The sequence below is a fragment of the Staphylococcus sp. HMSC077D08 genome, from assembly GCF_001837945.1.
Lineage (GTDB): Bacteria > Bacillota > Bacilli > Staphylococcales > Staphylococcaceae > Staphylococcus > Staphylococcus epidermidis.
The window spans coordinates 96,485-108,740 of sequence record NZ_KV834754.1 but is presented as its reverse complement, the minus strand read 5'-3'; the positions used below and the strand labels follow the sequence as shown (position 1 = coordinate 108,740).

Annotated in this window: 11 protein-coding genes; 8 read left to right on the top strand and 3 right to left on the bottom strand. The window is 33.5% G+C overall.

Annotated elements, in window-relative coordinates:
* Window positions 1-333: 333 nt before the first annotated feature.
* Together HMPREF2663_RS02815 and HMPREF2663_RS02810 are read left to right on the top strand one after the other, a co-directional pair.
* Window positions 334-1,494 carry an aminotransferase class I/II-fold pyridoxal phosphate-dependent enzyme gene (locus HMPREF2663_RS02815; protein ID WP_002490660.1) on the top strand — a complete coding sequence of 387 codons (1,161 nt, stop codon included), beginning with the start codon at window positions 334-336 and terminating at the stop codon, window positions 1,492-1,494.
* Window positions 1,495-1,506: 12 nt separating this feature from the next.
* Window positions 1,507-2,505, top strand: a complete 999-nt coding sequence (locus tag HMPREF2663_RS02810) for a D-lactate dehydrogenase (protein WP_070593155.1) — start codon at window positions 1,507-1,509, stop codon at window positions 2,503-2,505.
* Between the two features lie 53 nt (window positions 2,506-2,558).
* Here HMPREF2663_RS02810 and copZ read toward each other — a convergent pair whose 3' ends face one another.
* The 3 genes from copZ to HMPREF2663_RS02795 form a co-directional block, all read right to left on the bottom strand.
* Window positions 2,559-2,765, bottom strand: a complete 207-nt coding sequence (gene copZ, locus HMPREF2663_RS02805; protein ID WP_002476992.1) for a copper chaperone CopZ — start codon at window positions 2,763-2,765, stop codon at window positions 2,559-2,561.
* A gap of 131 nt (window positions 2,766-2,896) precedes the next feature.
* Window positions 2,897-5,281, bottom strand: coding sequence for a heavy metal translocating P-type ATPase (locus HMPREF2663_RS02800; RefSeq protein WP_070845746.1), 2,385 nt, complete (start codon window positions 5,279-5,281; stop codon window positions 2,897-2,899).
* A gap of 238 nt (window positions 5,282-5,519) precedes the next feature.
* The gene (locus HMPREF2663_RS02795) at window positions 5,520-5,726 is read right to left on the bottom strand and encodes a hypothetical protein (protein WP_002447074.1); all 207 of its coding nucleotides are present in this window, start codon (window positions 5,724-5,726) and stop codon (window positions 5,520-5,522) included.
* 202 nt (window positions 5,727-5,928) lie between these two features.
* Between HMPREF2663_RS02795 and HMPREF2663_RS02790 the strand changes: the two genes are divergently transcribed.
* The 6 genes from HMPREF2663_RS02790 to HMPREF2663_RS02765 all read left to right on the top strand — a co-directional run bounded on the left by HMPREF2663_RS02790 (window position 5,929) and on the right by HMPREF2663_RS02765 (window position 12,222).
* Window positions 5,929-6,798 (top strand): SDR family oxidoreductase, encoded by an 870-nt coding sequence (locus tag HMPREF2663_RS02790; RefSeq protein WP_002447075.1) that lies wholly within the window; start codon window positions 5,929-5,931, stop codon window positions 6,796-6,798.
* Between the two features lie 506 nt (window positions 6,799-7,304).
* Window positions 7,305-8,849 carry an L-glutamate gamma-semialdehyde dehydrogenase gene (pruA, locus tag HMPREF2663_RS02785; RefSeq protein WP_002475786.1) on the top strand — a complete coding sequence of 515 codons (1,545 nt, stop codon included), beginning with the start codon at window positions 7,305-7,307 and terminating at the stop codon, window positions 8,847-8,849.
* Between the two features lie 302 nt (window positions 8,850-9,151).
* A complete protein-coding gene (locus tag HMPREF2663_RS02780; protein WP_002447077.1) occupies window positions 9,152-9,379 on the top strand; it encodes a FeoA family protein in 228 nt (75 codons plus the stop codon).
* 5 nt (window positions 9,380-9,384) lie between these two features.
* Window positions 9,385-11,379 (top strand): ferrous iron transport protein B, encoded by a 1,995-nt coding sequence (feoB, locus tag HMPREF2663_RS02775; RefSeq protein WP_002475792.1) that lies wholly within the window; start codon window positions 9,385-9,387, stop codon window positions 11,377-11,379.
* A gap of 14 nt (window positions 11,380-11,393) precedes the next feature.
* On the top strand, window positions 11,394-11,576 hold the full coding sequence (locus HMPREF2663_RS02770; protein ID WP_002447079.1) for a FeoB-associated Cys-rich membrane protein: 183 nt from the start codon (window positions 11,394-11,396) through the stop codon (window positions 11,574-11,576).
* 181 nt (window positions 11,577-11,757) lie between these two features.
* Window positions 11,758-12,222 (top strand): hypothetical protein, encoded by a 465-nt coding sequence (locus tag HMPREF2663_RS02765; RefSeq protein ID WP_002475791.1) that lies wholly within the window; start codon window positions 11,758-11,760, stop codon window positions 12,220-12,222.
* The last annotated feature ends 34 nt before the right edge of the window (window positions 12,223-12,256 follow it).

Here is a 12,256-nt window from a genome sequence, read left to right as displayed (position 1 = left end):
TGCTTCATATAATTATATTCACTAATCATATACTGATATTTAAAGCATTAAACTAACATTGTATGATGTTGTTTAATGCTTTTTTAGTTTCTAATAAGTTTAGTATCACAAAGTTTTAACATTGCTGTGTACCGAATGACGGAATTTTCAAAAAATGGAACGCAAAATTAAGCTGTTTGGACAACCGATCATTTTTTGATATGGTTCACTAGTGCTTTTTCAGGATGCTTCAGTAGTTTACGAGATATAGCTCTTTTTTATTTCAGAAAATTCTAACTATTGTTATAATATAAAGTACTTACTAATTAGATTATTTTAATGAGGAGGCATAGCATGGAAATGTCAGAAAGGCTAGCTTCAATTCCTGATAGTTACTTTGGCAAAACAATGGGCCAAAAAGTTGAACATGGTCCTTTACCACTTATAAATATGGCAGTTGGAATTCCAGATGGAGAAACGCCAAAAGGTATTATCAATCATTTTTCAGAGGCGCTATGTATTCCAGAAAACCAAAAGTATGGTCCATTTCATGGCAAAGATACCTTTAAACAAGCTATTGTTAACTTCTATCAAAGACATTACGATGTTGAATTAGACAAAGAAGATGAAGTTTGTATTTTATATGGGACTAAAAATGGTCTTGTCGCATTACCTACTTGTGTTGTTAATCCTGGTGAAATCGTACTTTTACCAGATCCGGGATATACAGATTATTTAGCGGGGGTCATGTTAGCTGATGCTAAGCCACTCCCTTTAAAATTGTCGCCACCAAATTATTTGCCGAATTGGAATACTATAAGTGCTAAAGTTCTTGAGAAGACTAAGCTAATTTATTTAACATATCCTAATAATCCTACCGGTTCGACAGCCACACAAGATGTTTTTGATGAAGCAATTCATCGCTTTAAAGGTACTCAAACAAAGATAGTTCATGACTTTGCATATAGTGCTTTTGGATTTGACGCCAAAAATCCAAGCATATTAGCTTCTAATAATGCAAAAGATGTTGCTATCGAGATATTCTCTTTATCTAAAGGATATAATATGTCAGGCTTTCGTGTTGGTTTTGCTGTTGGGAATAAAAAAATGATTCAAGCGTTAAAGAAGTATCAAACTCATACAAATGCAGGTATGTTTGGAGCGCTTCAAGATGCTGCTACATACGCACTCAATCATTATGATGAATTTTTAGAAAAGCAAAATGAAATATTTAGACGTAGACGTGATAATTTTGAATCACAACTACAACGTGCACATTTACCGTTTGTTCACTCTAAGGGAGGTATTTACATTTGGTTACATACACCTCCGGGTTATGATAGTGAAGCATTCGAACAGTTGTTATTAAAAGAAAAGTCAATTTTAGTTGCACCTGGTAAACCATTTGGTGAAAATGGTAATCAATATGTGAGGGTTTCATTAGCGCTCGATGATAAACAATTAGAAGAAGCGGCGAATCGCTTAGCACAGTTACGGTATTTGTATGAAAGATAAAGGAGTTATAAAATGACTAAAATTAAATTAATGGGTGTCAGAGAAGAAGATGAACCTTACATTGAACTGTGGTCACAACAACATGAAGTGGAGGTAGAGATGTCGAAAGAACAGTTAACTGAAGACAATGTCCAATCTATTGAAGGATTTGATGGACTATCACTGTCTCAAACATTACCATTATCAGAAACAATTTATAATAAATTAAATCAACTTGGAATTCGGCAGATTGCTCAACGAAGTGCTGGATTTGATGGTTATGATTTAGAGTTAGCATCTAAATATGGTCTTATTATATCTAATGTGCCTTCCTATTCACCTCGAAGCATTGCTGAATTTACCGTGACTCAAGCCATCAATATTGTACGTCACTTTAATCATGTTCAAAGAAAAATGAGATTGCATGATTTTAGATGGGAGGCATCAATTTTATCTCAATCTATCAAAGATTTAAAGGTAGCGGTTATTGGCACGGGACATATTGGTGGCATTGTTGCACAAATATTCTCAGAAGGATATCTATGTGACGTTGTAGCGTATGATCCATTTCCAAGTGAACATGTGAAACCTTACGTTACCTATAAACAAAGTATAAATGAGGCTATTCAAGATGCAGATATCGTCACAATACATATGCCGTCAACACAGTATAACAACTACCTGTTTAATGAAAATATGTTTCAAATGTTTAAAAAGGGTGCTGTGTTTGTAAATTGTGCTAGAGGATCCTTAGTAGATACCAAGGCTTTGTTATCTGCAATAAATCAAGGTCAAATTAAAGGTGCGGCACTTGATACTTATGAATATGAGGTTGGCGTATATACGACAGATAGAAGTGAAGACGGTTTGAATGACCCACTTTTAGAGGAATTAATTACTAGAGAAGATATTATTGTTACACCTCACATAGCATTTTATACTGAAGCGGCAATTAAACATCTGATTTTTGATGCTTTAGATGCAACAATGGAAGTATTAAATACTGGCACGACACAGTTAAGAGTAAATTAAAAAGCATAAAGGGTAGCGAGAAGCATTCCCTTTATGCTTTTTAACATTAGCGATTATTTAACATCATAACCTTGTTCTTCAATTGCTTCTTTCATATTGTCAAATGTAACTTTTGAATCATTATACTCAACGCGTACATGATTTTCATCTAAATTTACTTCAGCACTTGATACGCCATTTAGTTTAGCTAGTGCCGATTCTACGGCGTTTCTACAATGTTCGCAACTCATACCTTCAACTTTTATGATTTTTTGTGTCATCATTATCACTCCTTTTTACTCCACATATTACATACTATCATAAAGCTCAAATGTAAATTTTTAAAGCTTTCTGTATAAATTGTTTAGAAAGTAAATCATTTTGTAAGATATTTATCATCATTATATATATACTATAGTTTCATTTTTTTCAGTCTTAAGGCATTCGTAACTACGCTAACAGAACTTAATGCCATAGCAGCACCAGCAATCCAAGGTGCTAATAAACCACAAGCAGCTATTGGGATGCCAGCTACGTTATATCCAAATGCCCAAAATAAATTTTGTCGAATATTTTTAATCGTAGCTTTACTTGCTTTGATAGCTTTTGGAACTAATAGCAAGTCACCACCAAGAATCGTAATATCTGCAGCTTCAATCGCTACCTCAGCTCCAGTGCCTATAGCCATTCCAATATCGGCTTTTACAAGTGCAGGCGCATCATTAATTCCATCGCCGACCATGGCAACCTGTTTACCTTTGTCTTGTAATAAAGAGATTTGATGTGCCTTTTCTTCGGGCAATACTTCTGCAATGACATGTTCAATGCCAACTTGTTTTGCGATGGTTTGAGCTGTTCGATTGTTATCACCAGTCAGCATAACCACGTCGATATTCATATTTCTAAGCTCTTTTATAGCTTGTTTAGCATCATTTTTTACTGTATCAGCTATAGCAATGATTCCATTAATTTGATTATCCACGGCAATCATCATTGCCGTTTGACCTAAATATTCATAGTGATTTAATTGCTCATTTAATTTATTACTAATAGATATATTGTAATCATTCATTAATTTTCGATTGCCCACGAGGATTTGTTGTTGATGAATCGTAGCTTTAATGCCATGTCCGGGAACTGATTTAAAAGAGTCATTATCAAGTAAATTAAGACCTTTATCTTTAGCATAAGTAACAATGGCATCAGCAAGAGGATGTTCTGAAGTATTTTCAGCACTTGCTAAAAGTTGTAATGTATCATTGTCACCAACATAATCAGTTACTACAGGTTGCCCATTAGTAATTGTACCTGTTTTATCTAGCACGATTGTATCAACATAATGTGCGCGTTCTACAAATTGGCCTCCTTTGAATAATATGCCATTTTCTGCAGCACGTCCCGTACCCACCATAATAGATGTAGGTGTTGCTAAACCAAGTGCACAGGGACAAGCAATAACTAAAACAGATATTGCTGAAACAAGTGCAGGTTCAAATTGTCCAGGGTGAACGAATATAATCCATATGATAAAAGTAATAATCGCAATGCTAACCACAATCGGAACAAAATATCCAGAAATAATATCAGCTAAGCGTTGAATCGGTGCTTTAGAACTTTGAGCATCCTCAACCACTTTAATTATATGTGATAATGCAGTATCACCACCTACTTGAGTTGCTTCAATCATGATTGAACCATTTTTATTCATGGTAGATCCAATCACTGAATCGCCACTACTTTTTTCAACAGGTATAGACTCACCAGTTAGCATGGATTCGTCTATGGAAGTATCTCCTTTAGTGACTTTGCCATCTACAGGTATCTTTTCGCCGGGTTTAATTAGTAAAGTATCTCCGACTTTAACTTTATCAAGTGGAAGCATAATTTCTTTATTTTCTTTAATTACACGTGCTTCTTTTGCTTGTAAATTTAACAATTCGCTTAATGCATTGGTAGTCTGTGATTTGGCACGTGCTTCTAAATATTTACCAAGAAGAATTAACGTAATTAAAATAGCACTTGTTTCAAAATACAAATGTGGGTGATGTGTTTGATGTGTGAGCCACATCATCATTTCGTAAATGCTATAAAAATATGCGGCACTGGTACCAACAGCAACCAATACATCCATGTTAGCTGAACCATTTCGTAAATTTTTATACGCGCCAACGTAAAATTGCCAACCAATAATAAATTGGACAGGTGTCGAAAGAATTAATTGTACCCAAGGATTGACCAAAATGGATGGAATGGAAATAGGTGAGATATGCACCACCATTACTAGTAATAGTGGCAATGATAAAATAGCTGAAATGATTAATTTATTGCGTTTATGTTTTAACTCTTGTTTTTTACGATTTGATTGCGCTTTTGATGAAGTTTTAGTTTCAGCATCGTATCCAATATTTTGAATACGTTTAATTAATGCTTCCGTGTTCGTAGCACTAGGGTAATATTTGATGTGTGCTTGTTCGGTAGTTAAATTTACTGTTGCCTGTTGTACACCTTGCGTTTGATTCAGAACCTTTTCTATACGATTAGAACATGCAGCACATGTCATACCATTTATATTTAATTCTACTTGCTCAACAGCAACATCATAGCCGAGACTTTGAATTTGCTCTACAAAATCTTCGAGATGATAATCGTCAGACTCATAGTCGATAGTTGCTTTCTCAGTAGTCAGATTCACTTTAGCTTGAACATGATTCATACGATTCAATTTCTTTTCAATGCGATTTGAGCACGCAGCACATGTCATACCAATAATATCCAAAGTCAACGTTGTATTCGCCATCTAAATGCCTCCATTTCACATCTAATATACCCCCTATAGGTATACAAGTCAACTGCTTAGCTCTTATATATTATGGGATAGTATTATGTGTTACCTTTAAGAAAAATTAATCAATAAATCTATATAGGTATAAATAATTAATGGATAAAAATAACAAAATACATCGTTTAATTTATTAATAGGAAACAATGCATAACATCATGTTTTTATCTTTTTCTCAATTAGTATTGCATAAGTGTTAGAAAAAGTCAGAAGGATTTAGGTTTTCAAAATTAATATTATGATAATTATTGAAATGGTCAATTTTGATATCTTCAATCATTTTTCCACTTTTGATTTGTTCGAAATAATGATTTGCACAATGTATAACATCGTATTCATTGAACGTTTTGATTAAGCCGATGATTATTAATGATAATATAATTCCCTTAAGTATTTTTCTCATAGGATACAACTCCTTTATTGAATTATATATGAGTGTACATTTTTTTATGATGATAAACATGCGTCTATAGAATGGATATTGACTCATTCCTTAGTTTGATTAAGCAATAGCATATTAGATTTTCTAATATAATTGCTGTACGTGTTTGATGATAAAACCTTATGGGAATTTAAATGTAAAACATAAATTGAGGTGATGAGAAGTGGATTTATTAAAATTTCACAACAAAATCAAAGGATATACTCAAAATAGACAACCAGGTATTGAAGCGGATATGGAACCTAAACCCATTGCAGAATTAGAAGAATATAAAGCAGCAGGAAAGTTAGAGAATAAAGTTGCTCTAATAACAGGTGGAGATTCAGGTATTGGACGTGCGGTAGCAATACTATATGCTAAAGAAGGGGCAAATGTTGCTATTGGTTATTATGACGAACATCAAGATGCCGAAGACACAGTTAATCGACTTCAAGAAATTGGTGTAAAAGCTAAAGCTTATGCCCATGACTTAAAAGATGAAAAGCAATCTCAAAAGTTAATCAAAGACGTCATAAATGACTTCGGTGGTTTAAATATATTAGTAAATAATGGTGGCGTACAATTTCCACGCGATCATTTTGAAGATATCACTCCACAACAAGTGAAAGAAAGTTTTATGACGAATATTTTTGGCATGATGTTTTTATCCCAGGCAGCAGTACCTTACCTATCTGAAGGAGACACAATTATTAACACTACAAGTGTTACAGCATATAGAGGATCGGGACATCTCATTGATTATTCAGCTACAAAAGGTGCCATAGTATCGTTTACTCGTTCTCTTGCTACTACTTTAATGGAAAAGGGAATTCGGGTTAACGCCGTTGCGCCCGGCCCAATCTATTCACCTTTAATTCCTGCGACATTTGATGAAGAGAAAGTAGAACATCAAGGTGGCGAAACGCCGATGGGCCGTCGTGGACAACCAGCAGAACTTGCACCTTCTTATGTCTTCTTAGCAACACATGCAGATAGTTCCTATATTACTGGTCAAGTCATTCATGTCAATGGTGGCGATTTTATCACATCTTAACAAAATTAATAGCACTACTTGGAACTGATGTTTGGCATTCTAAGTAGTGCTAAATCTTTAAGAGAAGATTAGTTGAAATTAAACGACTTTATAGATGTAATATGACGAGGAGATGGGTGAAAAGAATATCATTTTGATAGACTTGATTCTATTAGATGTCTATACAATAATCGAATAAATGTTTATGTGTATTGAAAGTGAACATAAGAATAAGTCCATGTAGCGATTAATTTTAAAAAAATCTTCCATGAAAAGTATAAGTTAAATGAGATGTCTAAACATAGGTAATGTTTAAAACTGTAAATTTATTTATAGAAAACGAAAATTTTACGGTTTGAAAAGTCACTCATTTTAAAATGAAAGCGTTTGCAAATATGTGAGCTTACATAGTAAAATAAGACAAAGGTTATGGCGAAGAAAAGTCTTTAAAATAAAAGAAGATGACTAGTCATACCTTTATGCACAAAGGATGGTAGAAATGATAAATTCATAGGGGGTAATTAATAATGGTAGTACCTTTCAAAAATGAACCTGGTATTGACTTTTCAGTACAGGCAAATGTTGAGCGTTTTAATGAAGAATTAAGGAAAGTAAAAGCGCAACTAGGACAAGATATACCACTTGTGATTAACGGTGAAAAACTTACTAAAACCGATACTTTTAATTCAGTGAATCCTGCGAATACATCACAGCTCATTGCGAAAGTGTCTAAAGCAACGCAAGATGATGTTGAAAAAGCCTTCGAATCAGCAAATCATGCGTATCAATCATGGAAGAAGTGGTCGCATAAGGACCGTGCAGAATTATTGTTACGTGTAGCAGCAATTATCCGTCGTCGAAAAGAAGAAATTTCCGCTATTATGGTTTATGAAGCTGGCAAGCCTTGGGATGAAGCAGTTGGAGATGCGGCTGAGGGTATCGATTTTATAGAATATTATGCAAGATCAATGATGGAACTTGCAGATGGTAAACCAGTATTAGACAGAGAGGGTGAACATAATCGTTATTTTTATAAGCCTATTGGTACAGGAGTGACAATTCCACCATGGAATTTTCCATTTGCAATTATGGCTGGGACAACTTTAGCTCCTGTTGTTGCAGGTAACACTGTATTATTAAAGCCTGCTGAGGATACAGTTTTGACTGCTTATAAATTAATGGAGATATTAGAAGAAGCAGGTTTACCACAAGGTGTTGTAAATTTTGTTCCTGGTGATCCAAAAGAAATTGGAGATTATTTAGTCGACCATAAAGAGACACATTTTGTCACATTTACAGGATCCCGGGCTACAGGCACACGTATTTATGAACGTAGTGCTGTAGTGCAAGAAGGACAACAGTTTTTAAAACGTGTTATTGCAGAGATGGGTGGCAAAGATGCGATAGTTGTAGATAATAATGTAGATACTGATTTAGCAGCTGAAGCAATTGTTACATCTGCTTTTGGTTTCTCTGGTCAAAAATGCTCTGCGTGTTCTCGTGCCATAGTCCATCAAGACGTGCATGATGAAATATTGGAAAAAGCAATTCAATTAACTCAAAAATTAACTTTAGGTAATACTGAACAGAACACATTTATGGGGCCGGTAATTAATCAAAAACAATTTGATAAAATTAAAAATTATATTGAAATTGGTAAAAAAGAAGGCAAACTAGAGACTGGCGGCGGAACAGATGATTCTACCGGTTATTTCGTTGAACCAACAATTTTCTCCGGACTACAATCTGCGGATCGTATTATGCAAGAAGAAATTTTTGGACCAGTCGTAGGATTTGTTAAGGTCAAGGATTTTGATGAGGCTATCGAAGTAGCAAATGATACTGACTATGGTTTGACAGGCGCCGTAATTACTAATCGTCGTGAACATTGGATTAAGGCTGTGAATGAATTTGATGTAGGTAACCTTTACTTGAATAGAGGCTGTACAGCTGCAGTAGTGGGTTATCATCCATTTGGAGGATTCAAGATGTCTGGTACAGATGCTAAAACAGGAAGTCCAGATTACTTGCTTAATTTCTTAGAACAAAAAGTTGTTTCCGAAATGTTTTAATTTATATATATAATATGTCGTTGTAATGTGCGTGAATGAGGGAAGATGACTTATAACCACTTTACAACGACTTTTTAGTTTAGAAAGGAAATAATTATTGCAATTGATAGAAGAATGTTTAGTCATATATTAAAAATAATATTTTCATCAATACTAACTATATGAATAAACGTTTAAAATAATGTATTGTTCACAAAAAAGACACACATTCTGTTAATTGGTTATTGTAAAAAAGTAGTTTAAAGCATATTCTGTTGTTAAATGATAATGATAATGATTATTAATTAGAAAGTGTGAACAATATGATTAGTGTAAACAATGGGGTAAAAAATAAAAAATATAGAGTGAAACATATAGGGATTTCAAATAAAAATATGTTGTATCGCTTAGGAGCATTAGGCTTAAATATTGGAAGTGAAATTAGCATCAAACAGAAATGTTTACTCAACGGTCCTAGCGTTGTTGAAGTAAATGGTCAATATTTAAGTTTACGACAACGTGATGCGCGACTCATAACATTAGAGGAGTAGTTATAATGACTCAAAGCTACTGTATTCTTGGAAACCCTAATGTAGGCAAAACATCATTATTTAATGCGTTAACCGGTTCTTATGAATATATAGGTAACTGGAGTGGCGTAACCGTTGAAAAGAAAGTAGGAAAATTGAAAGATAATGTAGGTGATTTAGTTGATTTACCAGGCATTTATGATTTATCACCTATTTCTAAAGATGAGACGGTTGTCACAGATTATTTAATGTCAACATCGTTCACAGGAATGATTAACATTATTGACGCATGTCAGCTTAAAAGAAATCTTAATCTTACTATACAGTTGATGGAACTCAACAAACCTATGATTATTGGTTTAAATATGATAGATGTTGCAACACAAAGAGGTATTAAAATTAACTATCAGGCATTGATGAGAAAATTAAAAATACCGGTATTTCCAATTGTTGCAAGAAAGGCAAAGGGGACACATAATCTTTTAGGAGAGCTTAATTATTTAGAACCACATCAACGTCGTGCATTTAAGATTAATTATGGAACTGAAATTGAAACTGCAATTCAACAAATTTGTTCAATTATCAAACAAGATAATATGTATCCAACTGAACGTTTACGTTTTATAGCCATACAGTATTTAATAGACAATGTTCAAATTTATCAAGAACTCGACGCCATGACTTTAGAACAGTTAGAGCCCATTAAGCGAGGGTTGAGTAACGCGACAGAACAATCAACACGACAAAGAATTGAAGCTGTGCGAAATGATTACATTAATCAGCTATTGGAAGATATCGTAGAATATCCCGAAGAGGATAAACAATTCTTTACTTCAAAAGTGGATCGATTATTATTAAATAGATATCTAGGTATACCTATATTTTTAGGCATTATGTGGCTTATTTTTCAAACAACCTTTACATGGATAGGAACACCATTATCTGATCAATTAGACGCTTTTATAAGTGGTCCTTTATCAGAATGGATTAAATCTGTTATGAATACATTACATATTACGTCGTTTCTTCAAGATCTTATTACAGATGGAATTATCGCTGGTGTGGGTTCTGTATTGGTATTTGTACCACAAATTGTTGTGTTATTTTTCTTTATTTCTTTATTAGAAGATTCAGGTTATATGGCAAGAATAGCTGTATTAATGGATAAAACAATGGAATCTATAGGTTTAAGTGGAAAATCATTTATTCCTATGATTATTGGATTTGGATGCAATGTACCAAGTATTATGGCAGCAAGAAGTATAGAGAATGAGAAAGAACGTTTGATTACAATATTGGTTGCACCCTTCATGTCATGTTCAGCACGTTTACCGGTTTATGCACTTTTTGTAGGAGCATTTTTTTCAGCACATCAATCACTAGTTGTATTAAGCTTATATATTTTAGGTATAGTTGTCGCTTTACTAGTAAGTACGTTATTGAATAAATTGATATTAAAAGATAATCAGTCTGTTTTTATTGTGGAGTTACCGACATACCGTTTTCCATCATTTAAAACACTTTGGCGCAGTACTTGGGAAAAAGCAAAAGGTTTTGTCAAAAAAGCAGGTACCTTTATTTTTGGTGGTTCAGTCGTTATTTGGACACTTACATACATCGGTCCGCACGGTGTTAATGTGCCAATTAATCAAAGTTTTATGCACATGATTGGTCAAGGGTTTGCGAATTTAATTGCACCTTTAGGATTTGGCTCTTGGCAGGCAGGAGCGACTTTAATACCCGGCTTTCTTGCTAAAGAAGTGATTATCAGTTCTATGGCTATTTTATACTCCTCTAGCGAAAGTGGTTTAACACAAGTCATTCAACATCAATTCACCCCACTCTCAGCTTATGCATTCATGATTTTTATTTTACTTTACGTTCCTTGTATCTCAACAGTCGCAACGATTCGTAAAGAGACAAGTTCTTGGAAATGGACATTATTAGCGGTTGTTTATCCAATAGTAACAGCATATATATTAACGTTCATATTTTATCAAGTTAGTCAATTACTTATATAAAGGATGAATTCGTCATGTTTATTTTAGTCAATACAATATTGTTCATAGCGATTTTTGGTTATACAGCAATGACATTAGTAAAATTCTTTAAACGTTCAAAAGAAGGTGATTGTGGTGGGTGTAAATCTAATTGCAAATGCGATACGAATCCTTCACCTCATAAAAATAAATTAAATATTCCACATATTAAGTCATAGATAATTACAATAACAAACCTCTTTCATTCGGAAATGTATTTACGAATGAAAGAGGTTATTTGTATTGATAAAATTTTGACATGTTACCTCCGTACAATAATGATTAAAAGTTTTAAAAAGTGATATACTACATGTAAAATGTATGTATATAAGTCAATTACTAATTGGGAGGAATAAATGTATGAAGGGTAGCAAAAAATTAAATGAATTACTAGAAGATAATCATAAGAAACTAAAAAAATTATTTAAGTATGATCATAAAAAGGCATTGGCGTTTACACCAGAGGATAGAGAAAAAGTTAAGGATAAGTTTGGTGTCTATGTGATTTTCGATGAGGAAAAACCAGTGTTTGTAGGTCAAACTGGAGGATACTCATCCACACATCAACCTATTAATAGTGATTTGTATACAAAATTAGGACAATACAATTCACATTCAGAAACAGGTACGACTAAATTTAGAAAAGCTTTTGCTCAAAATAAAGACTTAAATCAAAACCATTTAAAAGACATTACTGCAGATAATTACGGCTTCACTTTCCAATATATAAAAGTAAAAGACGAACCTGCGTTCATTAATGTTTTAGAAATTCTAGCATTAGAATATGCAAAAAATAAGGGGTATGAACTTTATAATTTTCAATAAATACAATGACATCTAATCAAAAGGTTGATTTGGA